This window comes from Micromonospora sp. S-DT3-3-22, from assembly GCF_015354745.1.
Taxonomy (GTDB): Bacteria; Actinomycetota; Actinomycetes; order Mycobacteriales; family Micromonosporaceae; genus Micromonospora; species Micromonospora wenchangensis.
On sequence record NZ_JACGMO010000003.1, the window covers coordinates 89095 to 115709 of the forward strand.

Sequence of the window (26615 nt, forward strand, 5' to 3'; positions counted from 1 at the left end):
GTCGACTCCGAGGAACCGCGTGCCGCCCGAGCTGTCCGTCGCCGATCCGCCGCTGTCCCCGGCAGTGGATCGCATGCCCCCCACCGTCCCGACGCCCCCGAGGGGCCGTGGCTGGCGGTGGATACCCCTCCTGCTGGCCGCCCTCGTCGCCGCCTGGGCCGTGCCCCTCGCCGGGCACGCCCTGCACCGGGAGTGGCTGCTCCCGCCGATCGTCCTGGTCGCCACGGCCAGCCTGCTGCGCGGTGGCCGTACCCTGCTCGACCGGCTGATGCTCGCCCTGGGCCTGCTGCTCGGCCTGACCGCGATCGCCGGCCTGGTCTTCCCGGTCTGGCCCTGGGGAATGCGGCCGGTGCCGCTCACCGGGATCGCCCTCACCGCGCTGGTCCTCGCCGCCGCCGCGCTGCGCCGCCGGCCCCGGCTGCCCCGACCCGGCTGGGCCGACCTGTTCCCGCTGGCGGGCGCCGCCGCCATGGTGGTCTACCTGCGGCAACCCTGGCAGCGCGCCACCGACCTCGCCGACCGGCTCACCGTCCTCGGCACGGGCGAGGACAACTGGCGGCACCTGGCGCTGTTCGACGCCATGGGCCGCCTCGACGGCTACACCTTCGTCGACCCGGCCGCCGCCCGGGAGCAGATCACCGCCCAGCTCATCTACTACCCGCAGGGCTGGCACCTGGTCACCGCCCTACTCGACGGCTTCCTGACCCCCACCGGGCCGCGCGTCGACGACCTCGTCGCCCACTACTTCGGCTGGACCGTCGCCGGCTTCGGACTGTTCACCCTCGTGCTGATCTGGGCGGCCCAACGGCTGGCCGGCCCGATCCACCTGCTGCACCGCACGGTGCTCACCGTGGTCGTCGGCGCGCTGGTGCTCGGCACCCAACTGCCCCGCCTGCTCAACGCCGGCTACCCCACCGAGGTGCTCGGCCTGACGCTGACCGTCCTGATCGCCACCCTGGTCGCCCGGCCCGTGCCCGGCACCCGGGAACAGGTCGTGCTGCTGTGCGCCCTGCTCGCCGCCGTCGGGTTCACCTACTACCTGTTCCTGCCGGCCGCCGCCGTCCTGGTCCTGTGCTGGGTGCTCACCCACTGGCGGGAGGCGCTGCGCCGCTGGTTCACCGTGCTGACGGTCGGCCTGGCCGGGGCCGCGCTGGCCCTGATCGCCCCGCTGCTCGGCGTGCTGCGGGCCGGGCAGACCGAGGCGCTGGTCATCGGCTCGTCCCAGGCCGTCGAGGGCTGGCGGGCGCTGATCTGGCTCGGCGGCATCGTCGGGGTGGCCCTGCTCGTGCAGGTCGCCCGCGCCGATCCGGCCTGGCGACGCTGGCTGCTGGTCTGCGTGGTCGGGGTGGCCCTGCCGCTGACCATCGCGCAGATCAACACCAACGCCGGGGTGCCGCCGGGCTACTACTTCGTCAAGGGCACCCACCTGGCCACCGCCCTGCTCGTCGTCGGCACCGCCGCGGTGGTCCGACTGCTGCCGGTGCCCCGGCCCGCCCTGAGCTGGCGCGGGGCCGGCAGCGCCACCGCCGGGGTGCTCGCCGCCGCGCTCACCATGACGGTCGCGGTGGCGCTGTGCGGGGTGACCGGCTGGCACCGCAGCCTGCTGGTGGTCGACGAGCAGACCTGGGCGCAGCGGTGGGTCCACCAGGACCTCACCCTGCCGTCCCGGGTGGCCTGGGTGTGCGCCGACGCCCAGCAGCGCTACCCGGAGGTCCCGGGCACCACCACCCTGGTCATCGACCGGGGGCCGGTACGGTCCTATCTCATCTCCCTGTGCCTGTCGGCGCTGCACGGCACCACCGCCGCCACCGACCCGGGCATCTACAGCCTGCCGTTCCTCGAACCGGACCGCACCGACATCATCGTCCGCCGGGTGGCCGGCCCGGTCCGGTTCATCACCTCCGATCCCAAGGGGGAGCGGCGGGTGCACCGGATGCTGCGCGACGAACCCGCCCTGCGGCACCGGTTGAGCTGGGTGCCGCTGACCGTCCCCGAGTGCGACGTGGCCCCCTCCGAGGAGCCGCCCCCGCCGACGCCGGAGACCGCGACACCCGACCCGGCCGAGGCGGCATGCCCCCTTCCCCGGTGAGGCGGACTACGCTCGACGTGACGGCGGACCGGGTGAGGCGAGCGGAGCGGGTAGGTCGATGAGCGTCAGAAGGATCATGGGCACCGAGGTCGAGTACGGAATCTCCGTGCCCGGCCAGGCCGGAGCCAACCCGATGGTCACCTCGTCGCAGGTGGTCAACGCGTACGGTGCGCGCCCGGAACTCAACCGGGGCGGCCGGGCCCGCTGGGACTACGAGGAGGAGTCGCCGCTGCGCGACGCCCGGGGGTTCACCTACTCCGGGGCCGCCTACGACCCGGCGGAGGCGCTCGCCGACGAGGATCTCGGCCTGGCCAACGTGATACTCACCAACGGCGCCCGGCTCTACGTCGACCACGCCCACCCGGAGTACTCCACCCCCGAGGTGACCAACCCCCTCGACGTGGTGCGGTGGGACAAGGCGGGGGAGCGGGTGATGGCCGAAGCGGCCCGGCGGGCGGCCACCATCCCCGGCACCCAGCCGATCCACCTCTACAAGAACAACACCGACAACAAGGGCGCCAGCTACGGCGCCCACGAGAACTACCTGATGCGGCGGCAGACCCCGTTCGCCGACATCGTGGCGTACCTGACGCCGTTCTTCGTGACCCGCCAGATCGTCTGCGGCGCGGGTCGGGTCGGCATCGGGCAGGACGGCGGGCAGAGCGGCTTCCAGATCTCCCAGCGGGCGGACTTCTTCGAGGTCGAGGTGGGGCTGGAGACCACCCTCAAGCGGCCGATCATCAACACCCGCGACGAGCCGCACGCCGACGCCGACAAGTACCGCCGGTTGCACGTCATCATCGGCGACGCCAACCTGTCGGAGATCTCCACCTACCTCAAGGTGGGCACCACCGCGTTGATCCTCACCATGATCGAGGAGAAGGCGCTCGGTGCCGACCTGGGCATCGCCGACCCGGTCGCCGAGCTGCGTGCGGTCAGCCACGACCCGTCCCTGACCCACCGGATGCGGCTGCGCGACGGCCGTCGACTGACCGCCCTGGACCTCCAGTGGGCCTACTACGAGCGGGCCCGCTCCTTCGTGGACGAGCGGTACGGCGCGGACGCCGACGAGCAGACCCTGGACGTGCTGGAGCGCTGGGAGCGGGTGCTGGACCGGCTGGGCCGTGACGTGTTCCTCTGCGCCGACGAGTTGGACTGGGTGGCCAAGCTGCGGCTGCTGGAGGGCTACCGGGAGCGGGAGAAGCTGGGCTGGGGTTCGCACAAGCTCCAACTGGTCGACCTCCAGTACTCCGACGTCCGGCCGGAGAAGGGCCTCTACCACCGGCTGGTGACCCGGGGCTCGATGAAGACCATGCTGGACGACGCGCAGACCCGCCGGGCGATGACCGAGCCGCCGGAGGACACCCGGGCCTACTTCCGGGGCCGCTGCCTGGCCCAGTACGCCTCCGAGGTGGTCGCGGCGAGCTGGGATTCGGTGATCTTCGACGTGGGCCGGGAGTCGCTGGTCCGGGTGCCGATGATGGAACCGGAGCGGGGCACCCGCAAGCACGTGGGCGCGCTGTTCGACAGGTGCGACACCGCCAAGGACCTGCTGGAGACCCTGACCGGCGGCTGACCGACCGGTGACGGCGGCCCGTCGTGCGTCGGATGCCGGCGCGCGGCGGGCTTTTCGTCGTCTCCGCGAGGTAAGTTCATCGCAGACGATCGTGGAGGAGGCAGCGAGATGGCTTCACAAGAGGGCGGCCAGACGCAGTCGGGCAAGTCGCACCAGGCCGAGGAGATCGACGACGTCACCACCGAGGCCAACCCGGAGGTCGCCGAGCGGCACGCCGAGATCACCGAGGACGTCGACGACCTCCTCGACGAGATCGACTCGGTCCTGGAGGAGAACGCCGAGGAATTTGTGAGGGGTTACGTGCAAAAAGGAGGTCAGTGAACAAACTGGGTCGAAACGGACATGCCGCTCCCCCTGGATGATCAGGACGGCCGTCGTCGTTGCCGCGACTGCGGGGAATGGAAGCCGCTCGCCGAGTTCTGTGTGAGCAGCAAGCGTCCCAGCGGTCGTGGCAGCTACTGCAAACCTTGCTTCAACAACCGTTCGAAGGCCAGTTACGCCAAACGGGTCAAGGAGAAGCATCGTCGAGAGGTGAGGCCGACTCGGGAAGTTCCGGAAGGTCATCGCTTCTGCGCCGACTGTGGAACCGTCAAGCCCGTGGTCGACTTCCCCCGCAACCGGGCCGACAGTACGGGCTATGCCACGTACTGCAAGCCGTGCCACAACAGCCGCACCAAGGAAGTCAGGCAGCGGCTCTACGGCGGCAGTCGGGAGTACCACCTGCGTCGCCGCTACGGGATCGGCGAGAAGGAGTTTCGGGAGCTGCTCGCCGAGCAGGGCGGGGTTTGCGCCGTCTGTGGCGCGGAAGATCCTCAACATGTGGACCACGATCACCGCACCGGATGGGTGCGCGGGATACTCTGCTTCAACTGCAACGGTGGTCTTGGCCAGTTCCGTGACAGTCCCACGAGGCTGGCCAGGGCGATCACGTACCTGAGAGGAACCACGTGGCAGCGGGCTTTGATCCATCCGGGCGTCTACCAGATGTGTTCACCAACGCGGGGACGTCCTCCTTCACCTCGTTCCTGAGCAGGGTGGCCCCCGAGATGCTGCCCGGCCGACGGCCGCTGCCGCCGGGCATGGCCGCCGACCTGGCACCCCACGCCACCACCATCGTGGCCATCTCGGCCACCGGGGGCGTGGTGCTGGCCGGCGACCGCCGGGCCACCATGGGCAACCTGATCGCGCAGCGCGACATCGAGAAGGTGCACCCCGCCGACGCGTACTCGCTGGTCGGCATCGCCGGCACGGCGGGCATCGGCATCGAGCTGATGCGCCTGTTCCAGGTGGAGCTGGAACACTACGAGAAGATCGAGGGCGCGATGCTCTCCCTCGACGGCAAGGCCAACCGGCTCGCCGCGATGATCCGGGGCAACCTCGGCGCCGCCATGCAGGGGCTCGCGGTCGTCCCGCTCTTCGCCGGCTTCGACCTGGCCGCCCGGGACCCGGCCCGGGCGGGGCGGATCTTCAGCTTCGACGTCACCGGCGGCCCCTACGAGGAGACCGGCTACGACGCGATCGGCTCCGGTTCGCTGTTCGCCAAGTCGGCGTTGAAGAAGCGCTACCGGGCCGGCATCTCCATCGACGACGCGACCCGGCTCGCCGTCGAGGCGCTCTACGACGCCGCCGACGACGACACGGCCACCGGTGGACCGGACCTGACCCGGCGGATCTACCCGGTGGTGATGACGGCGACCGCCGAGGGCACCCACCGGCTCACCGAGGCCGAGACGGCCACCATCGCCGAGGCCGTCGTCGCCGGGCGGATGGAGAACCCGGGCGGCTGACGCCGTCCCCACCCCCACCAGCCAGCAGTCGTCAGCACAGCGCCAGAAGGAGAACCGCCGCCGTGGCCATGCAGTTCTACGCCTCGCCCGAGCAGATCATGCGCGACCGCTCCGAGCTGGCCCGCAAGGGCATCGCCCGGGGTCGCAGCGCGGTGGTCCTGAGTTACACCGGCGGGGTGCTCTTCGTCGCGGAGAACCTCTCCAGCGCCCTGCACAAGGTCAGTGAGATCTACGACCGGATCGGCTTCGCCGCCGTCGGCCGGTACAACGAGTTCGAGAACCTGCGCCGCGCCGGGGTGCGGATGGCCGACCTCAACGGCCTGAGCTACGACCGGCGCGACGTGACCGGCCGGGCGTTGGCCAACGCGTTCGCGCAGACCCTCGGCGCGATCTTCACCGAGCAGTCCAAGCCGTTCGAGGTGGAGATCTGCGTCGCGCAGGTCGGTGCCACGGCCGAGGAGGACGAGCTGTACCGGCTCACCTACGACGGCTCGGTCAACGACGAGCCGGGCCGGATGGCGATGGGCGGTCAGGCCGAGGCGATCACCGGCGTGCTCAAGTCCGAGCACCGCCCCGACCTGTCGCTCAGCGAGGCGGTCAGGGTGGCGATGAAGGCGCTGAGCAGCGTCGGTGGCGAGGGTGGCGCGGCCCGCACGATCGCCCCCAACCAGCTGGAGGTGGCGGTCCTGGACCGCAGCCGGGTGGGGCGTACCTTCCGGCGGATCACCGGGGCGGCGCTGACCGCGCTGCTGGAGGGCGACGCGGCCGGTGACGCCGCGCCGGCCGACGGCCGGGCCAAGACCCCGACGGTGCCGACCGAGGAGGCGCACAAGCCCACCACCTCGGCCGGCTCGGCCGACCTGGAGGGTCAGCCGCAGGAGAAGCCGGAAGCCTGACCGAAGACGTGGGCAGGGGCCGGGGTGACGCACCCCGGCCCCTGCGGTGTTCCTGCGGTCATGCCTTGCGCAGCAGCGGCCGGGCCAGGGCCCAGTAGCCGGCGGCGATGACGTTGAAGATGCCCATCCCGGGCGGCGACTCGACGTTCGACGGGTCGACCTTGGCCGTCATCAGCTCGGCGATGATCCCGTCGGGGACCGTCCGCTCCTGCTGGAGCTGCCGACGCCGGGCCCGCACCCAGGCCCGGTTGGTCCACAGCCAACCCCAGCCGCGCGTCTTCTCCCGGCTCCAGCCGCCGAGCAGCGCGGCCACCAGCATCGCCGCCTCGGTGAGCAGCAGCATCGGGGCCAGCACCACCAGCGTCCGCGTCTCGTACGCGGTGAGCAGCGAGATCAGGCGGTTGCGTTCCAGCAGGTAGTGCTTGAGCTTGTTGCGGGAGAACTCGTAGTGGTGCACCACCACGGCGTCCGGGACGTACTCCTGGCGTAGCCCGCGCTGCCACAGCCGCAGGCTGATCTCGGTGTCCTCGTGGTAGGCGAAGTACTCGGCGGCGAAGCCGTCCAGCTCCCGCCACAGCGCCCGGTTGATCACGAAGCAGCAGCCGCTGATCGACGGCACGGTGGTCCGTCGGGCGTGGGCGCTGGCCGGTTGGCCGTTGCCACCGGCCCAGGACAGCCCGATGTAGTGCAGCGGGTTGCCGGACGTGTTGATCAGGTCAGGGTTCTCGGCGAGCCGGATCGAGGCCATCACCGCGCCCACGCCCGGCTCGCCGGCCACCGCCACCGTGCGGGCCAGCGCGTCGGGGGCGACGACGGCGTCGGAGTTGACGAAGGCCAGCCACTCGCCGGTGGCCTCGGCGGCACCGACCCGGCAGCCGCCGGAGTAGCCGGTGTTCTCCTCCGGGCGGACCACCCGCACCCCGGCGAAGCCCTTGACCACGTCGATGCCGTCACCGGTGCAGCCGTTGTCGACCACGATCAGCTCGATCTCGACGTCGACGCTGGCCAGCACGGCGCGGGCGGCGTCGACCAGGTAGGGCTCGGCACCGTAGGCGAGCATCACCGCGGACACCTGGGGGCGGGACATCTACAGACCTCCGGAGACGCCGGTGGCCACCACGTCGTCGAGCGGCCGGGTGGGGGTGGGGGTGGCCGGCCGGGCGCCCCGGCGCAGCAGCAGGACGGCCATGGTGGCGGCCACCACGACGGAACCGACGGCGTAGGCCAACTCGACGCGGAGCGCCACCGGGGCCGGGACGACCGTGACGGCGAGCAGGGCGGCCACCCCGATCGTCCAGGAGACCGCCTGGGCGCGGTGCCGGTCGAGGGCGAGCAGCGCCTGCCCGAGCACCATCGCCCACAGGTAGGCGAGGGTGCCGACGGCCAGCCAGGCGAAGTCGCCGTGGCCGAGCACTCCGGGGGCGTCGAAGAGCCGGTGCACCAGCCACGGGCCGAGCGCCACCGCGCCGATCGCCCCGGCGACGCCGAGGGCGGTGACCACGCCGAGCGCCCGGCGCAGCAGGCCGTGGAAGCCGGCCACGTCGCCGGTGGTGGCGGTGGTGGCCAGGCCGGGCAGCAGCGACGCCTGCATCGAGCCGAAGACGAACAGCGGGATGCGGACCAGTACCAGGGCGGAGAGCAGCGCACCGGCGGTGGCCACGTCGGCCGGGTCGATCAGCCGGGCGTTGATCACGCCGACGTTGACCACGACCTGGGAGAGCAGGCTGGAGACGGTGAGCAGGCCGAGGCCGCGCAGCAGGGTGCCCCAGGCCACGGGGACGCCCCCGCCGACGGCCCGCAGCACCGGCGGAAGGGTCACCAGTACCGACAGCAGCGGGGCGACGACCAGCACCACGCCGTACCAGACCGGGTCGGTGACGCCGCCGACGCCGAGCCCGGCGACCAGCGCGATCCGCAGCCCGCCGTCGACGCCGAGTTGGGTGCCGTACCAGGGGAAGAGTTGCAGGCCGGACAGCACGCCCCGGGTGGTGTACGCGACGGCCATCGCGACCAGCGCGCCGATCAGCACGGCGACCATCCTGCCGTCACCGGCGAAGAGCCGGTCGGTGAGCGCCCGGTAGCCGGCCAGGGTGACCACGACCAGCAGCGCCAGCACGACGGCGGCGACGACCGCCCCCCGGGCCAGCACCGGTCCCGGGGGCAGCCCCTGGCTGCGGCGGGCGGCGACGACCCGGGCCACCTCCTGCTCGACGGGGATGAACACGCCGATGCCGAGGGTGAACACGATCGACCAGAGCACCGACAGCGAGGAGTAGTCGGCGAGGTCGAGGGCGTGCCCGGCCACCGCGAGGTGCACGTAGGAGGCGAGCCCGAGCAGGGCGAGCCCGCCTCCGACGGCGAGGGTGCCGGGCGGGACGAGGTGGAGCAGCCGCCGCATCACCGGCGGATGAGCGCCAGCGTGAGCACCGCGAAGGCCCGGCCCAGGTAGATCATCGCCTTGGCGGGGGAGTGGCTGGGCGTGCCCGCCATCCGCTTGCGCATCGCCACCGGCACCTGACGGATGCGGTAGCCGCGTCGGGCGGTGTGCACCAGGGTCTCCACCGTGTCGCCGAGGTACTCGGCCGGGTACCAGCCGGCGAACATCTCGATGACCCGCCGGTTGGCGGCCCGGAACCCGGACGTGGTGTCGGTCAGCCGGGTCTTCGCGACCCGGGAGAGCACCCCGGACAGCATGACCATCGCCCAGCGTCGGGGACCGCGTACGGAGTAGTCGCCCTCACCGGCGAACCGGGCACCGATGACCAGGTCGTTGTCGTCGAGCAGGTCGACCAGCTTGGGCACGTAGCGGGGGTCGTGCTGGCCGTCGGCGTCGATCTGGATCGCCACGTCGTAGTCGTTGTCCCGGGCGTACCGGTAGCCGAGCCGCATCGCCCCGCCCACCCCGAGGTTGTACGGCAGCTTCGCCACCCGGGCACCGGCGGCGGCGGCCACGGCGGCGGTCCGGTCGGTGGAGCCGTCGTCGACCACGAGCACGTCGACACCGGGCAGTTCGCCCCGGACCTCGCCGACCACGTCGGCGATCGACCCGGACTCGTTGAGCGCCGGGATGATGATCAGGACGCGCTTGCCGTTAACCATCGTGGGACACCAGTTCGTCTCGGGTGGCTGCGGTGACCTGCGCGCCGTCGGCGAGGCGGGCGGCGCGTTCCGCGTCGATCTGCGCGCGGAGCAGGGCGAAGTCCTCCGCCAGGGTGCGGGTCTCCTCCTCCAGCGCGCTGACCTCCCAGCTCAGGTGCACGCAGACCAGCAGCAGGAAGACGATGCCGAGGAAGAGCACGAGGCTGACGCCGGAGACCACGCCGAAGAAGCCGGCCACGTTGTCCAGCAGGCGGGGGAACAGCGACAACGGGATGACGATGACCAGCACGCCGAGCCAGAGCATGCCGTACTTCTCGCGGAGCTGGCGGCGGCGCAGCAGCTCGACGATGGTGGCGAGCAGGATCAGGCCGGTCAGACCGGTGACGAGGGTGAGCTTCATGCGACCTTCCACGGGGCGGGTGCAGTCGGGGAGGCGAAGGCGTCGGACAGCGTGTCGCGCCAGTCCGGCAGCGGGGGCAGGCCGGCCTCGGCCCACCGGTCGTGCCCTAGCACACTGTACGCGGGTCGGGCGGCCGGACGGGGAAACCGGTCGCTGGTGGTGGGTCGGACCCGGTCCGGGTCGAGGCCGGCCAGCGCGAAGGCGGCGCGGGCCAGTCCGTACCAGGTGGTCCGGCCGGTGCAGGTGCCGTGGTAGATCCCGGCGGGGGCACGGCCGGCCAGGGCCGCGTCGGCGAGCGCCACCAGGTGCCGGGCCAGCGCGTACGACCAGGTGGGTTGGCCCTGCTGGTCGTCGACCACGTCGAGGTGGTCCCGGGTGGCGGCCAGGCCGATCATGGTGGTGACGAAGTTGCGCCCGTGCGCCCCGTAGAGCCAGGCGGTCCGTACCACGTAGCCGGTTTCGGGGAGGAATCGGACCATGGCCCGCTCCCCGGCGAGCTTGCTGCGGCCGTACGCGTTGATCGGGTCGGTGGGGGCGTCCTCGGCGTACGGGGTGTCCGCGTCGCCGGCGAAGACGTAGTCGGTGGAGACGTGCACCAGGCGCGCGCCGGTGTGGGCGCAGGCGCGGGCGAGGTGGGCCACCGCGTCGCCGTTGATCGCGGTCGCCGCCGCCTCGTCGCGTTCCGCGCCGTCAACGTCGGTCCACCCGGCGGCGTTGAGCACCACGTCCTGCCCGGCGACGGCGGCCCGGACCGCGTCGGCGTCGGTGAGGTCGAGGTCGGCGCGGGTGGTGGCGGTCACCTTGAGGTCGCCCCGGGTGGACAGCACGTCGCACAGGTCCCGGCCGAGCATGCCGCCCGCGCCGGTGACGAGGATCCGGGTCATGCGCCCGACGCCGTCTTCAGCGGCTCCCACCAGGCCCGGTTGTCCCGGTACCAGGCGACGGTCCGGGCCAGGCCCTCGTCGAGGTCGATGCTCGGGGCGTACCCCAGCTCGGTGTTGATCTTGCTGATGTCCAGCGAGTAGCGGCGGTCGTGGCCCTTGCGGTCGGTGACCGGGACGACCCGGTCCCAACCGGCGTCGCACGCCTCCAACAGCCGCCCGGTCAGCTCCTTGTTGCTCAGCTCCGTGCCACCACCGATGTGGTAGACCTCGCCGGAGCGGCCGGCGTGCGCCACCATCGCGATGCCCCGGCAGTGGTCGTGCACGTGCAGCCAGTCCCGCACGTTGCCGCCGTCGCCGTAGAGCGGCACCGTGCCCCCGTCGAGCAGGTTGGTGACGAACAGCGGGACGACCTTCTCCGGATACTGGTACGGCCCGTAGTTGTTGGAGCAGCGGGTCACCACCACGTCCATCCCGTGGGTCCGGTGGTAGGCCAGCGCCAGCAGGTCCGAGCCGGCCTTGGAGGCCGAGTACGGCGAGTTCGGGGCCAACGGCCAGGTCTCCGTCCAGGACCCCTCGTCGATCGAGCCGTACACCTCGTCGGTGGAGACGTGCACGAACCGGCCGGTGCCGTGCCGCAGCGCCGCGTCCAGCAGGGTCTGGGTGCCCAGCACGTTGGTGGTGACGAACGGCGCGGCGCCGGCGATCGAGCGGTCGACGTGCGACTCGGCGGCGAAGTGCACGATCACGTCCTGGCCGGCGACGACCTCGTCGACCGTCGCCGGGTCGCAGATGTCGCCCCGGACGAACCGCAGCCGGGGGTCCTCGCGCACCGGGGCGAGGTTGTCCAGGTTGCCGGAGTAGGTCAGCTTGTCCAGCACGGTCACCGTGGCAGGCTCGACGGCGGGCACCCCGGACGCGTCGCCGCCGGGCACGCCCAGCAGCATCCGTACGTACTCCGACCCGATGAATCCGGCTCCGCCGGTGACGAGAATCCTCACGGGGACGGAAGTGTACGCGCATCGGCCCGCCGCTCCGGGGACCGCGACCCCGGTGTCCGGTTCGCGTCGGTCCCGGTAGGCTCCCCCGGTGCGTGGAATCCTTCTCGCTGGTGGCACCGGGTCCCGGCTGTGGCCGATCACCCGGGCGGTGTCCAAGCAGCTGATGCCGATCTTCGACAAGCCGATGGTCTACTACCCGCTGTCGACGCTGGTGATGTCCGGGGTGCGGGAGATCCTGGTGATCACCACCCCGGAGGACCAGGACCAGTTCCAGCGGCTGCTCGGCGACGGCGGCCAGTGGGGGCTGCGCCTGGAGTACGTCGCCCAGGCCCGCCCGGAGGGCATCGCGCAGGCGTTCGTCCTCGGCGCGGACTTCATCGGCGACGACTCGGTGGCGCTGGTGCTGGGCGACAACATCTTCCACGGCGTCGGCCTCGGCCGGCAGTTGGCCGACAACGGCGACCTGGTCGGCGGGCGGGTCTTCGCCTACCCGGTGGCCAACCCGCAGGCGTACGGGGTGGTCGACTTCGACGCCGACGGCCGGGTGTTGTCGATCGAGGAGAAGCCGGCCCGGCCGAAGTCCCGCTACGCGGTGCCGGGCCTGTACTTCTACGACAACCGGGTGGTCGAGATCGCCGGCAAGCTCACCCCGAGCGCCCGGGGCGAGTTGGAGATCACCGCGGTCAACGAGGCGTACCGGGAGGCCGGGGAGCTGTCGGTGACCGTGCTGGACCGGGGCACCGCCTGGCTGGACACCGGCACCTTCACCTCGATGATGCAGGCCGGCGAGTTCGTCCGGGTGATCGAGGAACGGCAGGGCATGAAGATCGGCTGCGTCGAGGAGGTCTGCTGGCGGGCCGGCCTGATCGACGACGCCCGGCTCCGCGCGCTGGCCGAGCCGCTGACCAAGAGCGGTTACGGTGACTACCTGCTCGGTCTGCTGGCCGACAAGCACGACGAGGCGGTGCTGCGAGCGGCACAGCCGGGAACGGAGGGGGCGCGGTGAAGATTCGTCCGCTGAGCATCGAGGGCGCCTGGGAGGTCACCCCGCAGCAGCACGGTGACCCGCGTGGCCTGTTCATGGAGTGGTACCGGTTCGACCAGCTCGCCGAGGCGGTCGGCCATCCGCTGCGGCTTGCCCAGGCCAACCTGTCGATCTCCGGCCGGGGCGTGGTGCGCGGCATCCACTTCGCCGACGTCCCGCCCGGCCAGGCCAAGTACGTCACCTGCGTACGGGGCGCGGTGCTCGACGTGGTGGTGGACCTGCGGACCGGTTCGCCGACCTTCGGCCGCTGGGAGGGCGTCCGGCTGGACGACACCGACCGGCGGGCGGTCTACCTGGCCGAGGGCCTGGGGCACGGCTTCTGCGCGTTGACCGACGACGCGACCCTGAGCTACCTCTGCTCGACCACCTACAACCCGACCGGGGAGCACGCGGTGCACCCGCTCGACCCGGAGTTGGGCATCGAGTGGCCGGCGCAGGTGCCGCAACTGTCCGCCCGGGACGCGGCGGCACCGACGTTCGCGCAGGTCCGGGCGGCGGGAACGCTGCCGGACTACGCCGCCTGCCGGGAGTTCGTGGCCGGTCTGGGGCCGGACGGGATGCCGTACACCGACGGGATCTGATCGACCGGAGCACACGACCTGTGCTGTGACAGTGACGAACCGACCCTCCGGGCGGCTAGTGTCACATCATGGAGCGGCGAATCTTCGGCCTCGAGACCGAGTACGGCGTCACCTGCACCTATCGCGGGCAGCGACGGCTGTCCCCAGACGAGGTCGCCCGGTACCTGTTCCGCCGGGTGGTGTCGTGGGGCCGGTCGAGCAACGTGTTCCTGCGCAACGGGGCCCGGCTCTACCTGGACGTCGGGTCGCACCCGGAGTACGCCACTCCGGAGTGCGACTCGGTCACCGACCTGGTCGCCCACGACCGGGCCGGTGAGCGCATCCTGGAGGGCCTGCTCGTCGATGCGGAGAAGCGGCTGCACGACGAGGGCATCGCGGGTGAGATCTACCTGTTCAAGAACAACACCGACTCGGCCGGCAACTCGTACGGCTGCCACGAGAACTACCTGGTGTCCCGGCACGGTGAGTTCGGTCGGCTCGCCGACGTGCTCATCCCGTTCCTGGTCACCAGGCAGTTGATCTGCGGCGCCGGCAAGGTGTTGCAGACCCCGCGCGGGGCGGTCTACTGCCTGTCCCAGCGGGCCGAGCACATCTGGGAGGGCGTCTCCTCGGCAACCACCCGCAGCCGGCCGATCATCAACACCCGCGACGAGCCGCACGCCGACGCCGAACGCTACCGCCGGCTGCACGTCATCGTCGGTGACTCCAACATGAACGAGGTCACCACGCTGCTCAAGGTCGGCTCGGCCGACATCGTGCTGCGGATGATCGAGGCGGGCGTGGTGATGCGCGACCTGTCGCTGGAGAACCCGATCCGGGCCATCCGGGAGGTGTCGCACGACATCACCGGCCGGCGCAAGGTGCGCCTCGCCTCCGGCAAGGAGGTCAGCGCCCTGGAGATCCAGCAGGAGTACCTGGCGCGGGCCACCGAGTTCGTGGAGCGTCGGGGCGGCGACCAGACCGCCAAGCGGGTGGTGGAGCTGTGGGGCCGGGTGCTGAACGCGGTGGAGAGCGGCAACCTGGACCCGGTGGCCCGGGAGATCGACTGGGTGAGCAAGCTCCGGCTGATCGAGCGCTACCAGCGCAAGCACGACCTGCCGCTGTCGCACCCCCGGGTGGCGCAGATGGACCTCGCCTACCACGACCTGCGCCGGGGCCGGGGCCTGTACGGGCTGCTGGAACGGCGCGGCCAGGTGGACCGGGTGGCCACCGATCCGGAGATCTTCGAGGCCAAGGAGACCCCGCCGCAGACCACCCGGGCCCGGCTGCGCGGCGAGTTCATCCGGCACGCCCAGGAGAAGCGGCGCGACTTCACCGTCGACTGGGTGCACCTGAAGCTCAACGACCAGGCACAGCGCACCGTGCTCTGCAAGGACCCCTTCCGGGCGTACGACGAGCGGGTGGAGCGGTTGATCGCGAGCATGTGACCAGGGGGCCGGCGGTCGGTGACGGCCGCCGGCCCACCGGTACGCTGGCGGGGCGATGAACGATTCCGAACCCGCCGACCGCGAGCGCGGCGACACCCAGCGGCTCAACTGGATCGACCGCCGTCGGGCGAAGATCCGCGACGAGATCGCCCGTAACCGTCGGGGCGAGTACACCGTGCCGACCTGGGTGCTGACCGTGGCGCTGGTCGTCATCGTGGTCGGCTGGCTCGCGTTGATCTTCCTGGTCGGCTGACGCCCCCACCGGCCGCCGCGGTCCGCGCCGCACACCGCCCGTCGGGCCGACACGGCCCGATTGAGCAATCGGGAAGATGAGCCGGCCCACCGGTGCTGGCACCCTGGTGCGACGGCGGCCCGTCGGGGGTGGCCGACGAGTCAGGGGGTGCCGGTGGCGCACATCGATCTGGGTCTCGACGAGAAGGCGTTCCCGGGGATCACCGGGCCGATGCGCTACCGGCCGGAGACCGCGAAGCCGCTGAACGAGCTGGCCGAGGTGCTGTTGCGCACCCCGCACCCGACGCTGACGCCGGGCGAGCGGGAACTGATCGCCGCCTACGTCTCCGGGCTCAACGAGTGCCGGTTCTGCTGCGCCTCCCACTCGGCGTTCGCCGCCGCCCAACTGCCCACCGGGATGACCCTGGTCGACCAGGTGCGGGCCGACCCGGACACCGCGCCGATCAGCGCGAAGCTGCGCGCCCTGCTGCGCATCGGCGCGGCGGTCCAGGCCGGCGGGCGGCAGGTCACCACCGAACTGGTCGACGCGGCCCGTGCCGAGGGCGCCACCGACCTGGAGATCCACGACGCGGTGCTGATCGCCGCCGCGTTCTGCATGTTCAACCGCTACGTCGACGGCCTGGGCACCTACGCCCCCGACGGCGAGGGCTACGAGGCGACCGCCGCGCGGATCGTCGAGCACGGCTACACGGCCTGACCGCTGGTCCACCGCCCCGGGTGGACGGTGCCGCCGACCGGTCAGCCGGCCAGGGCGGCGGCGTGCCGGCCGGCGGCGGCCGCCGCCAGGAAGTAGGCGTGGTCGGCGTCCAGCCCACGACCCATCGTGGACAGCCGCACCGGCAGGGCGCGCAGCGCGGCGTCCAGGCCGGTGGTGTTCACCCGGACCAGGGTGTGCCGGGCGGCCAGCGGGGCCAGCGCGGCGTCCACCCGGGCCGCAAGCTCCGTCGGCAGGCCGTCCGGCACCACCAGCTCCGCCGGGGCCAGCGCCACCCGGCCGTACGCGGTGAGGCTGTGGTGCGACACCCCCTGGTGCCGGGGTCGGGCGTCGGCGTCGGAGATCCGCAGCGAACCGACCGGCCGGCCGCCCAGCACCGCCACCGCGTTGACCGCCTCGCCGACGGCGACGCCGGAGAAACCCCACCGGGTGCCGGTGCCCAGGTTGCCCGGCCCCTGCGCGACGATCGCCACGTCGGCGCGGAGCACGTGCCGGGCGGCCAGCAGACCGGTGTGCAGGGTGGCCGCCTCCAGATCCCCGCCGAACGCCTGCCCGACGCTGACCGTCCCGACCAGCGCGTCGCGCAGCCCGTCGAGGGTGCGGGAGAACCAGGCCGGCAGCGCGCCACCGTCGGTGAGCAGGTACGCCACCCGGGCCCGGGGGGCGTCGGCGTGGATGCCGGCGAGGACCGCCGGCAGGGCGGAGTGCAGGTCGGCGGTGACCACCGGCAGCCCGTCCAGGCTGTCGACGGCGGCGAGCAGCGCGTGGTGCGGCGACGCCTCCTCGTCGACCCCGAGCATGATCGGCTGCAACGGGGTGTACCGGGCCTTGACCAGGTGACCGGCGTCGCGGCTGTCGCCGGCCTGCGGCGGGTCGGCGGGCAGCCGGTCGGGCAGGGCGACCACCAGGGCGTACCCGCCGGTGCCGAGGCCCATCAGCAGCGCGCCGGCGTTGAGCAGCACCCGGTCGCCGGGGACGGGGTCCCCGACCAGCTCCGGGTAGGCCAGCGCGCGCATGGTGGCCCCGTCGGGCAGGGCGACGTCGAGTTCCACCGCGCCGGCCCACCGTCGCCGAACCGCCGTGACCGTCCCGGACCGCCATCGCACCATGCCCGGCACGCTATCGCCGACCGCCCGGCCGGCCGCGTGCGGGGCCGCCGCCGGTCAGTCCCGCCCGTCGGCCTCCTGATCGGACGGCCCACCGGTCGGGCGCGCGTCGGCGACCGGGCCGGGGTACGCCGTGCCGAGCGGGGCGTCGCCCACCGGGCCGGGCTCCTCCTGGGTACGCCGGGCGTGGCGGCCGGCCGCGCCGGGCAGCGACCGGGTGGGGTCGAGGAAGACGTACCCGATCTCCGGGTAGCGGTCGGTGAGCCGCCGTTCGGCCTCGTCGGCGGCGGCCTCGATGTCGGCCCCGGTCGCCTCGTCCCGGAAGTCGACCTTGGCGGCCACCAGGATGTCGTCCGGGCCGAGCTGCATGGTCAGCAGGGTGTCGACCCGGTCCACCGTCGGCAGGTCGGCCAGCTCGCGTTCGATCTCGTGGTGCAGCCGCTCGGGCACCGCCCGGCCGACCAGCAGCGAAATGTTGCTCTTGGCCAGGATGGCGGCGACCACGAGCAGCAGCAGGCCGATCAGGATCGAGGCGATGCCGTCGAACAGCTCGTCGCCGGTCCACTGCGACAGGCCCAGCCCGACCCCGGCGATGAGCAGGCCGATCAGGGCGGCGCTGTCCTCCAGGAACACCGCCTTGACGGTGGTGTCGGCGGTCAGCCGCAGGAACCGGCGCGGGGTGGTCCCCCAGCGGCGGGACTCGCCGCGCACCTGGCGTACCGCGCGGGTAAGCGACACCGACTCGATGGCGAAGGAGACCGCCAGCACCACGTACGAGATCAGGTAGTCGCCGCTGTGCTCGTGGACCAGGATGGTGGTCACACCGTGGGTGATGGCGAAGCCGGCACCGGCCACGAAGGTGAACAGCGCGGCCAGGAACGCCCAGACGTAGCTCTCCTTGCCGTACCCGAACGGGTGCCGGACGTCGGCGGGCCGGGCGCCCCGGCGCAGCGCGAGGTAGAGCAGCACCTCGGTGGTGGTGTCGGCGACCGAGTGGGCCGCCTCGGAGAGCATCGCCGCCGAGCCGGAGATGATCCCGGCGACCAGCTTCGCCACCGCGATGGCGAGGTTCGCCGCCCCCGCCACCACGACCGTGCCGACGCTCTCGCTCTTGACTTCGGCCTCCGCCATGCGGTCACCGTAAGTCCGCCGGGCCGCCCCCGCTGGGCGGCGGGCTGTCCGTCACGCCACACCCCGCGCGGGTGCACGGGTATCCCGCCCGGGCTGCTAGCGTTCACCCCGTGTCGCGGAGTCGTACCGAACGCCTGGTCAACCTGGTGATCTGTCTGCTGTCCACCAGGCGGTTCCTGACCGCCGCGCAGATCGCCGCGACCGTGCCCGGCTACGAGCACGATCCGGACGACGCCCGGGAACACGAGGCGTTCCAGCGCAAGTTCGAGCGGGACAAGGCGGAACTGCGCGAGCTGGGGGTGCCGCTGGAGACCGGGACGGCCAGCGTGTTCGACGCCGAACCCGGTTACCGGATCGCCCACCGGGAGTACGCCCTGCCCGACATCCCGCTCGAACCGGACGAGGCCGCCGCGGTGGGCATCGCCGCCCGGCTGTGGCAGCACGCCGGGCTGGCCGCCGCCGCCTCCTCGGGGCTGGCCAAGCTGCGCGCGGCCGGCGTCGACGTCGACCCGCAGGCCACCCTGGGGCTGGAGCCGATGGTCACCGTCGACCCGTCGTTCGCCCCGCTCACCGCCGCCGCCCGGGACCGCCGCGAGGTCACCTTCGACTACCGGGTGCCCGACCGGGACGCGCCGACCCGCCGCCGGTTGCAGCCGTGGGGCGTGGTCTGCTGGCGGGGCCGCTGGTACGTCGTGGGCCACGACCGGGACCGGGCGGCGACCCGCTGCTTCCGGCTGTCCCGGGTGACCGGCGCGGTCCGGGCCACCGGTGCCCCCGGCGGCTACGAGCCACCGGCCGGCGTCGACCTGATCTCGCACGTGGCCACCTGGTCCGGGCCGGTCGAGCGGACCGGCCGGGCGACCGTGCTGGCCGCCCCCGGGCGGGCCGCCGGGCTGCGCCGGTGGGCGGTGCAGAGCGTGCCCGGCCCCGACGGCGACCGGCTGGTGCTGCCCTACGCCGATCCGGAGTCGCTGGCCGGCCAGCTCGTCGGCTACGGCCCGGACGTCCGGGTCCTGGACCCACCCGAGGTACGTGACGCGGTGATCCAACGGCTCAAGGAGATCGCCGCCCGGCACGACGAGCTGGCCGTGGCCGGGGGTGCCCGGTGACCCGCCCCGCCGCGCGCACCTCCGCCGACCGGCTGGCCCGGCTGCTGAACCTGGTGCCCTACCTGCTGGCCCGGCCGGGCATCGAGATCGCCGAGGCGGCCGGCGACCTGGGCGTCACCGAACGGCAGCTGCGCGAGGACCTGGAGCTGCTCTGGGTCTGCGGGCTGCCCGGTTACGGCCCGGGTGACCTGATCGACATGGCCTTCGACGGTGACCGGGTGACCATCACCTACGACGCCGGCATCGACCGGCCGCTGCGGCTCACCCCGGACGAGGCGCTGGCCCTGGTGGTGGCGCTGCGGATGCTCGCCGAGACGCCCGGGGTGGCCAACCGGGAGGCCGTCGAGCGGGCCCTGGCCAAGATCGAGAACGCGGCCGGTGACCTGGTCGGCGCCCCGGTGGCCGTCCGGCTGCCCGGCGAGAGCCAGCGGGTGCAGGAACTGCGGGCCGCGGTCGAGCGGCGGCGGGCGCTGCGGATCACCTACTACACCGCCGCCCGGGACGAGAGCACCGACCGCGTCATCGACCCGCTGCGGATGCTCATGGTCGACGGCCGGGCGTACGTCGAGGCGTGGTGCCGCCGCGCCGAGGCGGTCCGGTTGTTCCGGGCCGACCGGATCGACGCGGTCGTCGAGCTGGACGAGCCGGCCGTCGTGCCGCCGCAGGCCCGCCCGCACGACCTGCGGCAGGGGGTGTTCCAGCCGTCACCGGACCTGCCGCTGATCACCCTGCGGATCGGCCGGGGGGAGCGGTGGATCACCGAGTACTACCCGTGTGAGCGGGTCGAGGTCGACGGCGACCACTGGCTGGTGTCGCTGCGGGTGACCGATCTCGACTGGGCCCGCCGCTTCGTGCTCGGGCTGGGCCCGGACGTCACCGTCCTCGCCCCGGTCGAGCTGGCCACCCAGGTACGCGCCCAGGCCACCGCCGCGTTGGAGGCGTACGCGACGCCCGGCGGCCTCGGCCGGCCCGGCGGGCGCGGTGACGTCCCGGTAGGCTGACCGCCGTGGTGAAGTGGATCGTTCTGGCGGTGCTGCTGTTCGCGCTTGTCGTGTTGGCCCTGGCGGTCCGTCCGGTGCTGGTGCGACTGCCCCGGCTACGCCGGGCGGCGGTGGCGTTGCAGCGTCGCCAGGCCGACGCCGAGACGCTGCGGCACAGCGCCGAGGCGTTGCAGGAGCGGGCCGAAGCGCTCCAGCGGCAGACCGAGACGACCCAGCAGCGGCTCGAACTGATCAAGGCCAAGCGCGGCAAGTGATCGACGGCGGTCGGTGGGCCGCCCGCCCGGTGCCCGTCCGGAGTCCGTTTCACGCAGCTCTGCACCCGTCCAGGTGGTTGACGGGACGCTCGCAGGTGGTCAAGACTTCACCGGCCGGGCCGCATCAGCGGTGGCCCGGCGGGTGGCAGCAGCCCGTCACGCACGTACGATGGGCTCCGACACACCCTTCGACACAGAGCGACTGGAGCTTCCCATGGGTGCCCTCAAGCCGTGGCACATCGCCGTACTCGTGGTCGTGCTGATCCTGCTGTTCGGCGCGAAGCGGCTCCCCGACGCGGCCCGCTCGCTCGGCCGTTCGTTGCGGATCATCAAGGCGGAGACCAAGAGCCTGGCCGACGACGACCGCGACCTGGCCGAGAAGGCCGACGCGCAGGCCGGCTACCAGCCGCTGCCGCCCCAGCAGCAGCCCGTGCAGCAGCAGCCGTACGCGCCGCAGCCCCAGCAGCAGTACGCCCCGCCGCAGGCTCCGCAGCAGCCGGTCGCCCCGCCGGTCGACCCGGTGCAGCGCGTCCGCGACAACTGACCGAAGGGCCCGATCACCGTGGCCTTCGCGCTCCGTAAACGCGGCCCCAGCACCTTCGAACGGGCCTCCGACGGTTCCATGACGCTCATGGAGCATGTCCGCGAGCTGCGCAACCGGCTGTTCCGCGCCTCGCTGGCGATCGTGGTGGGTCTGATCGTGGGTTTCTGGCTCGCACAGCCCGCGTTCGATCTGCTCAAGGAGCCGTACTGCCAGCTGCCCGGTGCCCTCGACGCGTCGGGGGAGTGCCAGCAGTTCCTCCAGTTGTCACCGGCGGACGGCTTCATCCTCAAGCTGAAGCTGGCACTCTGGATCGGCCTGATCGTCGGCGCGCCGGTCTGGCTCTACCAGCTGTGGGCGTTCATCGCGCCCGGTCTGCACCGGCACGAACGCAAGTGGGCGTACGTCTTCGTGTCGATCGCGGCGCCGCTGTTCGCCGCCGGGGCGGTCCTGGCCTACCTGGTGGTGGACAAGGGTCTCGCGTTCCTGATGGAGTCCGGTGTCACCGGGCTGTCGACCCAGCTCGAGGTGACCCGCTACATCTCGTTCGTCACGAACATGATCCTGTTGTTCGGGGTGGCGTTCGAGTTCCCGCTGATCCTGTTGATGCTCAACTTCACCGGTGTGGCGAGCGCGAAGCGCCTGCTGAGCTGGTGGCGGGCGGTCATCTTCATCTGCTTCGCCTTCGCCGCGATCGCCACTCCGGACCCGGGCCCGTTCGGCATGACCCTGCTGGCCCTCTCGCTGTCCCTGCTGTACTTCGTCGCGGTCGGGGTGGCCTTCGTCAACGACCGGCGCAGGAAGCGGCGCGACGGCTCCTACGCGGGGCTGAGCGACGACGAGGTGTCGCCGCTGGAGTTGGACGACGATCCGGTGGTGGCCACGCCGGAGCTGGAGTTGTCCGAGCCGGTGCACGCCTCCGAGCCGGTGGCGCCGCCCAAACCGATCGACCGCCGCTACGACGACATGACCTGACGGCGTAGCCGTCGCGGGCCCCTGACGGTGTTGCCGTCGGGGGCCCGATCCGTAGGGCGAGATCAACGCGGAGTTGTGCCGACCCGATCGTCGTGTTCGCGGTCCTCCAGCGCCTCCAACAAGAACCTCAGTTCGGATGCCCGCCGTTGGCCGCTGCCGGTCAGTTCGTAGGCCCGGTGCCGATCGTCCTCCCGTACACCCACCAAGCCTTTTCGTCGCAGCCGGTCCAGGGAGCGGGTGATGTTCCCGTCCGGCAGTCGGACCCCGGCCTTTTCGACAGTGGCGCGCGCTAATTCGCTGAATCGTGCGGGCTGATCCGCGAGGCAGAGGATAACGAGTGCCTCCCAACGGTGGGAGAACAATTTGTCCAGGTTGCGAAGATATTCGAATTTCACGCGCTAACCCCCGTGTGAACGCGATGTGTCACGTACGCCAGTTCCATTTCTGGTCGTTCGTGCACCCCATGCAACCCGGGCGCCTGCGCCCTGTCAAGCGCGGCGGGGTGCACCGGGACCGTGCCCGACCCCGCCAGCCGCGCCAATCCTGCCCGATTGGCGCTGGTGCGGGCGGTTATCGCCGTACCCGCCCCGCGTCCGGCGTTTCGAGCCAAGGGTTTGACCGGACTCTGCTGCTCCTGGGCACACACAGAGTGTGCGTCCGATCGCGCCGTAGATTCCACGACTGCCGTACCGATAGACCTTTGGTGTCCATCGGACTTGACGCCACCGGCCGGCTGGCGGGCGTACGACCGTAAACCGGCGATGGCGTCCACGAATAGTGGCGGAGGAAGTCACCATGAACGGAAAACTGATGTCCAGGCGTCGCGTGGCCCGAATGCTCGCTATCGTTCCTGCGGTTGCGGCGGCGGTAGTGGTGGCCCCGGCGGTGGCGCAGGCTGCGTGCACCTCTCCGACCTTTTCGGTCTATCCGGGTTCCGGCATCTCGAACGTGCGTTACGGCCAGGTGGACTTCCACTTCACCGCGTGCAGCAATCAGGCCCCGTCAGCCTGGGCCGCCTCCGTCGGCACCGCACAGGTCAACTCGACGGGCAAGAATCTCGGATTCTTCATCGACGGGGTGTCGATCCCGACCGACTCGATCGGCTCGTCGACCAGGTACTGGACCGGCAAGATCGCAGCCAGCACCTGCACACCACGGGTGGGCTTCCCGTGCTCGCGCTCGTACTCGATGACGGTGAAGTTCAGCGCCTCCCTCGACCGCTTTGGCAACCCCCAGATCTACATGGGGACCCGCTCCGCTCCCACCGGGATGGCGCTGTTCACCACCCCCTGATCCGAGCCGGCGACCGGAGCGGGTGCTCCGGTCGCCGGCCGGCGTGCTCACAGCACCTGGGACAGGAAGCGGCGCAGCCGGGGGTGCTGCGGCGTCTCGAAGACCGCCTCCGGTGCGCCGGCCTCCAACACGACGCCGTGGTCCATGAACGCGACGGTGTCGGCGACCGAGCGGGCGAAGCCCATCTCGTGGGTGACCACCACCATCGTCATGCCCCCGGCGGCAAGGTCGGCCATCACCCCGAGCACCCCCTTGACCAGTTCCGGGTCCAGCGCCGAGGTGGCCTCGTCGAAGAGCATCACCTGGGGTTGCAGGGCCAGCGCACGGGCGATGGCGACCCGCTGCTGCTGCCCGCCGGAGAGGTGGGCGGGCCGGGAGTCGGCCTTGGCGGCGAGGCCGACCAGCGCCAACTGGGTCCGGGCCAGCGCGACCGCCTCCTCCTCGGGCAGCTTCTTGAGCCTGCGCAACGCCAGGGTGATGTTGCGCAGCACCGTCATGTGCGGGAACAGGTTGAACTGCTGGAAGACCATGCCGACCCGCTGCCGCAGGGCGTCCGGGTCGTCGCGCAGCACGCTGCGCCCGTCGAGCAGGACGTCACCGGCGTCCGGTTCGATCAGCCGGTTGACGGTGCGCAGCAGGGTGGACTTGCCGGAGCCGGACGGGCCGATGACGCAGGCCGTCGCGCCCCGGGCGACGTCCAGGTCGACGCCGCGCAGCACCCGGTTCGCCCCGAAGGCCAGGTGCACGTCGCGGACGGCGAGGCTGACCGGGGTGGTGGTCACGGTGCCGGCGGTCATCGGGGGTCCTCCCGGTCGGAACGCGGTTGCGGCAGGGCGGTCCCGCCGGCCAGGGCCAGCCCGCCGTCGTCGTCGGGGTCGACGGTGACCGCCCGGCCCCGGCGCAGCCGCCGGTCGATGGCGTTGACCGCGTGCGTCAGCGGCACGGTCAGCAGCAGGTAGCACAGGCCGGCCAGCAGCAGCGCCGACTGGTTGCCGGTGTTGGCCGCGTAGTCCTGCCCGATCCGGAACAGTTCCCGCTGGCTGGCCAGCAGGCCGAGGAAGTAGACCAGGCTGGAGTCCTTGATCAGCGCGATCAGCTGGTTCACCCAGGCCGGCAGCACCCGGCGTACCCCCTGCGGGACGATGACCAGGCGCATCGCCTCAGCCCAGGAGAACCCGAGCGCGCGGGCCCCCTCCAGTTGCGCCGCCTCCACGCTCTGGATGCCGGAGCGGAAGATCTCCCCGATGTACGCGGCGGCGATCAGCGACAGCGCGAGGATGCCCAGCGGGTACGGGTTGGGGCCCCACACCTGCATGCCGAGCGGGGCCAGGCCGACACCGATCAGCAGGATGGTGGCGGCGGCCGGCAGGCCCCGGAACACGTCGGTGTAGACCCGGGCCGGCCACCGCAACCAGCGGGTACGGGAGATGCCCGCCACGGCCAGCGCCATGCCCAGCACCGAGCCGAGCAGGGCGGCGGAGACCGCCAGGATCAGCGTGTTGGGCAGCCCGACGGTCAACATCTCGGGCAACGCCTCGCGCATGGAGTCCCCGTCGAAGAAGGTCTCCCACAGGGTGCTCAACGGATCCATCGTGTTTCTCCTACCGCCCCGCTCGCTGGTCTGGTCGTACCGTCAGGAGGTGGCCGACGCCGACGGCGTCGCCGCGCCCGGGGCGGTGACGTCGCCGCTGCCGGGGGTGAAGCCGGCCGGGATCGGCCGCCCCGGGTAGTACTGCTGCTGGAGCCGGGTCCAGGTGCCGTCGGCGATGACCTCGTCGAGGCCCTTGTTCAGCGCCTCGCGCAGCGCGTCGTTGCCCCTGGCGACGGCGTACGCGGTGGGGGCGGGGCTCAGTTCCGTGGCCGCCACCGTGATCTTGCCGTTGCTGTCGGCGGCCGATTTCTCGCCGATCTCGGCCGGGGCGATCCAGGCGTCGGCGGTGCCGGCCTTGAGCTGGTTGATCGCCCCGTTGTAGTCGGGCACCCGCACCGGGTCGAGCTTGCGCGAGGTGGCGTAGTCGTCCTGCACGGTGCCCTGCACGACCACCACCCGCTTGCCGGCGAGCTGGTCGAAGCCGGTGAGCGGGGAGCCGGCCGGCACGTCGAGGCCGAAGTAGCCGAAGTCGTACCCGTTGCCGAAGTCGACGGTCTTGCGGCGGGCCTCGGTGACGGTGATCGAGGAACTGCCGACGTCGAACTTGCGGTTGTTGACCTGGGAGAGCAGCGCCGAGAAGTCGGTGCCGACGAACTCGACCTTCAACCCGACCCGGTCGGCGACGGCGACGAGCAGGTCGTTGTCGAAGCCGGTGAACCTGCCGTCCTTGAGGTAGACGTTCGGTGGGGCGTCGGTGAGCGTGCCGGCGCGCAGCACCCCCGGCTGGAGCAGGCCGTACGGGTTGTCGGCCGGCTCGGAGTCACCGCCGCAGGCGGTCAGCGCGGTGCCGGCGAGCAGGGCGGCGACGCCGAGCGCGGCGACCCGGGTCAGGAGGGCACGGGTCGGTCGAGGTGTGGGCAGGGCAGGAAGGAATCGCACGGGTTTCTCCGGAATGGGATCGGGCGGCGGACGCGCGCCGCCGACGGGATGCCCACCGGGCACCCCGCTGGAGGTGTTACGGGAAAGGGAGTCGACTAGCGGGGGCGACAGGAGTCGCTGTGCACCCGCATGAGGTCGACGTGCCGGCGTCTGACCAGCCGAACGCCGACGGACCGTACGCCGGGCCGGGGCGTGCGGGTCACGCCGTCGCCGGGTGGGGCGGGTGGGTGGTGCGACACGGGGTCCTCCCTGATCGGTGTCGACCTGGGTGACCAGGCCACGCTTGCACCGGGCCGTTCACCGGTGCCTGGTCCTCACCCGGAGCACCCCACCGTGGCGGAGGGTTGCCGGCCAGCGAGCCGGGGCTTGACGCTGGCGCTCATGACCTGCCCGAAATCTAGCAGCAGCGACCGGCCGGTCGTCCACCCGTTATGACGGCCCTCACGTCCGCCCCTTACCGGCGGGTGGGCCGCGTGGTGGCCGGCGGGCGGCGTAGGACCCCGGCGTCGTAGCGGACCCGGGCCGCCTGCACCTCGGCCAGGTGGGTGGTGGCCCAGGCTTCCAGGCCGGAGACCAGGTCGAGCAGGCTGCGGCCCAGGTCGGTGAGGGCGTAGTCGACCCGGGGCGGGACGCTGGCGTGCACGGTGCGGGTGACCAGGCCGTCGCGCTCCAGCCCGCGCAGGGTCTGGGTGAGCATCTTCTGGCTGATCCCGTCGATGTGCCCGGCCAGTTCGCCGTAGCGCCGCTCGCCGTCGGCGAGGGTGAGCACGACCAGCACGCTCCACCGGTCGCCGATCCGGTCGATGACCTGCCGGCTGCCGCAGTCGCGCTGGAACGGGTCAGGTCGCATCCCTTTACTCTCCATCAGTGTGTCACAAACTTCAAGGTGCCTACTCTCCGTCGGGAAGTATCGGCTCCCACCTGCG

The 26615-nt window shown here is 72.1% G+C and carries 30 protein-coding genes and 1 riboswitch; of the genes, 17 read left to right on the forward strand and 13 right to left on the reverse strand.

All coding sequences use genetic code 11. The annotated features are described in order from the left end of the window. The first annotated feature begins 73 nt into the window (after positions 1-73). The 6 genes from H1A17_RS01555 to prcA all read left to right on the forward strand — a co-directional run bounded on the left by H1A17_RS01555 (position 74) and on the right by prcA (position 6348). Positions 74-2089 carry a hypothetical protein gene (locus H1A17_RS01555; protein ID WP_194820836.1) on the forward strand — a complete coding sequence of 672 codons (2016 nt, stop codon included), beginning with the start codon at positions 74-76 and terminating at the stop codon, positions 2087-2089. A 58-nt stretch (positions 2090-2147) separates the two neighbouring features. Then, a complete protein-coding gene (gene dop / locus H1A17_RS01560) occupies positions 2148-3665 on the forward strand; it encodes a depupylase/deamidase Dop (protein ID WP_375372779.1) in 1518 nt (505 codons plus the stop codon). Positions 3666-3773: 108 nt separating this feature from the next. Next, the gene (locus H1A17_RS01565) at positions 3774-3986 is read left to right on the forward strand and encodes a ubiquitin-like protein Pup (protein ID WP_091239691.1); all 213 of its coding nucleotides are present in this window, start codon (positions 3774-3776) and stop codon (positions 3984-3986) included. Between the two features lie 21 nt (positions 3987-4007). Next, positions 4008-4694, forward strand: coding sequence for an endonuclease VII domain-containing protein (locus H1A17_RS01570; RefSeq protein ID WP_145920210.1), 687 nt, complete (start codon positions 4008-4010; stop codon positions 4692-4694). Further along, a complete protein-coding gene (gene prcB / locus H1A17_RS01575; protein WP_194820837.1) occupies positions 4613-5452 on the forward strand; it encodes a proteasome subunit beta in 840 nt (279 codons plus the stop codon). The genes H1A17_RS01570 and prcB overlap by 82 nt, the downstream gene beginning before the upstream one ends. Positions 5453-5514: 62 nt before the next feature. Beyond that, on the forward strand, positions 5515-6348 hold the full coding sequence (gene prcA, locus H1A17_RS01580) for a proteasome subunit alpha (protein WP_145920208.1): 834 nt from the start codon (positions 5515-5517) through the stop codon (positions 6346-6348). Positions 6349-6406: 58 nt separating this feature from the next. Here the strand turns inward: prcA and H1A17_RS01585 are convergent, their stop codons facing one another. The 6 genes from H1A17_RS01585 to rfbB are packed head-to-tail and all read right to left on the reverse strand — an operon-like array spanning position 6407 to position 11729. Further along, on the reverse strand, positions 6407-7435 hold the full coding sequence (locus H1A17_RS01585) for a glycosyltransferase family 2 protein (RefSeq protein WP_145920207.1): 1029 nt from the start codon (positions 7433-7435) through the stop codon (positions 6407-6409). Then, positions 7436-8746, reverse strand: a complete 1311-nt coding sequence (locus H1A17_RS01590) for a lipopolysaccharide biosynthesis protein (RefSeq protein WP_228542702.1) — start codon at positions 8744-8746, stop codon at positions 7436-7438. Continuing rightward, positions 8746-9447, reverse strand: coding sequence for a glycosyltransferase family 2 protein (locus tag H1A17_RS01595; RefSeq protein ID WP_145920205.1), 702 nt, complete (start codon positions 9445-9447; stop codon positions 8746-8748). Before H1A17_RS01595 ends, H1A17_RS01590 begins: the two co-directional genes overlap by 1 nt. Then, positions 9440-9847 (reverse strand): DUF2304 domain-containing protein, encoded by a 408-nt coding sequence (locus H1A17_RS01600; protein ID WP_145920204.1) that lies wholly within the window; start codon positions 9845-9847, stop codon positions 9440-9442. Before H1A17_RS01600 ends, H1A17_RS01595 begins: the two co-directional genes overlap by 8 nt. After that, positions 9844-10731: a dTDP-4-dehydrorhamnose reductase gene (gene rfbD / locus H1A17_RS01605; RefSeq protein WP_194820839.1), complete on the reverse strand. Its 888-nt coding sequence runs from the start codon at positions 10729-10731 to the stop codon at positions 9844-9846. Before rfbD ends, H1A17_RS01600 begins: the two co-directional genes overlap by 4 nt. Then, entirely contained in the window at positions 10728-11729 is a 1002-nt protein-coding gene (rfbB, locus tag H1A17_RS01610) for a dTDP-glucose 4,6-dehydratase (protein WP_145920202.1), read from the reverse strand. The genes rfbD and rfbB overlap by 4 nt, the downstream gene beginning before the upstream one ends. Positions 11730-11817: 88 nt before the next feature. On the opposite strand from rfbB, the gene rfbA reads away from it, so the two are divergent. From rfbA to H1A17_RS01635, 5 genes are all read left to right on the forward strand, one after another. Continuing rightward, positions 11818-12735 carry a glucose-1-phosphate thymidylyltransferase RfbA gene (gene rfbA, locus H1A17_RS01615; protein WP_145920201.1) on the forward strand — a complete coding sequence of 306 codons (918 nt, stop codon included), beginning with the start codon at positions 11818-11820 and terminating at the stop codon, positions 12733-12735. Next, the gene (rfbC, locus tag H1A17_RS01620) at positions 12732-13355 is read left to right on the forward strand and encodes a dTDP-4-dehydrorhamnose 3,5-epimerase (RefSeq protein WP_194820840.1); all 624 of its coding nucleotides are present in this window, start codon (positions 12732-12734) and stop codon (positions 13353-13355) included. The genes rfbA and rfbC overlap by 4 nt, the downstream gene beginning before the upstream one ends. A 68-nt stretch (positions 13356-13423) precedes the next feature. Continuing rightward, positions 13424-14782 carry a Pup--protein ligase gene (gene pafA, locus H1A17_RS01625; RefSeq protein ID WP_088646860.1) on the forward strand — a complete coding sequence of 453 codons (1359 nt, stop codon included), beginning with the start codon at positions 13424-13426 and terminating at the stop codon, positions 14780-14782. Between the two features lie 55 nt (positions 14783-14837). Next, the gene (locus tag H1A17_RS01630) at positions 14838-15035 is read left to right on the forward strand and encodes a hypothetical protein (RefSeq protein ID WP_145920199.1); all 198 of its coding nucleotides are present in this window, start codon (positions 14838-14840) and stop codon (positions 15033-15035) included. 153 nt (positions 15036-15188) lie between these two features. Next, positions 15189-15731, forward strand: coding sequence for a carboxymuconolactone decarboxylase family protein (locus H1A17_RS01635; protein WP_145920198.1), 543 nt, complete (start codon positions 15189-15191; stop codon positions 15729-15731). 41 nt (positions 15732-15772) lie between these two features. Here the strand turns inward: H1A17_RS01635 and H1A17_RS01640 are convergent, their stop codons facing one another. Together H1A17_RS01640 and H1A17_RS01645 are read right to left on the reverse strand one after the other, a co-directional pair. Next, positions 15773-16858: a DUF3866 family protein gene (locus H1A17_RS01640; RefSeq protein WP_145920197.1), complete on the reverse strand. Its 1086-nt coding sequence runs from the start codon at positions 16856-16858 to the stop codon at positions 15773-15775. Positions 16859-16912: 54 nt separating this feature from the next. Then, positions 16913-17986, reverse strand: a complete 1074-nt coding sequence (locus H1A17_RS01645) for a cation diffusion facilitator family transporter (RefSeq protein ID WP_145920196.1) — start codon at positions 17984-17986, stop codon at positions 16913-16915. A 110-nt stretch (positions 17987-18096) separates the two neighbouring features. Between H1A17_RS01645 and H1A17_RS01650 the strand changes: the two genes are divergently transcribed. From H1A17_RS01650 to tatC, 5 genes are all read left to right on the forward strand, one after another. Next, the gene (locus H1A17_RS01650) at positions 18097-19095 is read left to right on the forward strand and encodes a YafY family protein (RefSeq protein WP_194820841.1); all 999 of its coding nucleotides are present in this window, start codon (positions 18097-18099) and stop codon (positions 19093-19095) included. Further along, positions 19092-20096 (forward strand): YafY family protein, encoded by a 1005-nt coding sequence (locus H1A17_RS01655; RefSeq protein ID WP_145920194.1) that lies wholly within the window; start codon positions 19092-19094, stop codon positions 20094-20096. The genes H1A17_RS01650 and H1A17_RS01655 overlap by 4 nt, the downstream gene beginning before the upstream one ends. Before the next feature lie 5 nt (positions 20097-20101). Then, complete coding sequence (locus H1A17_RS01660) at positions 20102-20350, forward strand: hypothetical protein (protein ID WP_145920193.1); 249 nt, start codon at positions 20102-20104, stop codon at positions 20348-20350. A 214-nt stretch (positions 20351-20564) separates the two neighbouring features. Then, the gene (gene tatA, locus H1A17_RS01665; RefSeq protein WP_145920192.1) at positions 20565-20894 is read left to right on the forward strand and encodes a Sec-independent protein translocase subunit TatA; all 330 of its coding nucleotides are present in this window, start codon (positions 20565-20567) and stop codon (positions 20892-20894) included. 18 nt (positions 20895-20912) lie between these two features. Beyond that, positions 20913-21866 (forward strand): twin-arginine translocase subunit TatC, encoded by a 954-nt coding sequence (gene tatC, locus H1A17_RS01670; protein ID WP_145920191.1) that lies wholly within the window; start codon positions 20913-20915, stop codon positions 21864-21866. A 62-nt stretch (positions 21867-21928) separates the two neighbouring features. Here tatC and H1A17_RS01675 read toward each other — a convergent pair whose 3' ends face one another. Next, on the reverse strand, positions 21929-22261 hold the full coding sequence (locus H1A17_RS01675; RefSeq protein ID WP_145920190.1) for a hypothetical protein: 333 nt from the start codon (positions 22259-22261) through the stop codon (positions 21929-21931). 400 nt (positions 22262-22661) lie between these two features. On the opposite strand from H1A17_RS01675, the gene H1A17_RS01680 reads away from it, so the two are divergent. Beyond that, positions 22662-23159, forward strand: coding sequence for a hypothetical protein (locus H1A17_RS01680; RefSeq protein ID WP_145920189.1), 498 nt, complete (start codon positions 22662-22664; stop codon positions 23157-23159). Between the two features lie 47 nt (positions 23160-23206). Here the strand turns inward: H1A17_RS01680 and H1A17_RS01685 are convergent, their stop codons facing one another. The 4 genes from H1A17_RS01685 to H1A17_RS01700 form a co-directional block, all read right to left on the reverse strand. Beyond that, positions 23207-23956, reverse strand: coding sequence for an amino acid ABC transporter ATP-binding protein (locus H1A17_RS01685; protein WP_145920188.1), 750 nt, complete (start codon positions 23954-23956; stop codon positions 23207-23209). After that, positions 23953-24750, reverse strand: a complete 798-nt coding sequence (locus tag H1A17_RS01690) for an amino acid ABC transporter permease (RefSeq protein ID WP_145920187.1) — start codon at positions 24748-24750, stop codon at positions 23953-23955. Before H1A17_RS01690 ends, H1A17_RS01685 begins: the two co-directional genes overlap by 4 nt. A 42-nt stretch (positions 24751-24792) precedes the next feature. Further along, complete coding sequence (locus H1A17_RS01695) at positions 24793-25689, reverse strand: ABC transporter substrate-binding protein (protein ID WP_240762152.1); 897 nt, start codon at positions 25687-25689, stop codon at positions 24793-24795. Between the two features lie 274 nt (positions 25690-25963). After that, positions 25964-26076: riboswitch (SAM riboswitch) on the reverse strand. Positions 26077-26143: 67 nt separating this feature from the next. Continuing rightward, positions 26144-26539, reverse strand: a complete 396-nt coding sequence (locus H1A17_RS01700; protein WP_228542704.1) for a helix-turn-helix domain-containing protein — start codon at positions 26537-26539, stop codon at positions 26144-26146. Positions 26540-26615: the final 76 nt, after the last annotated feature.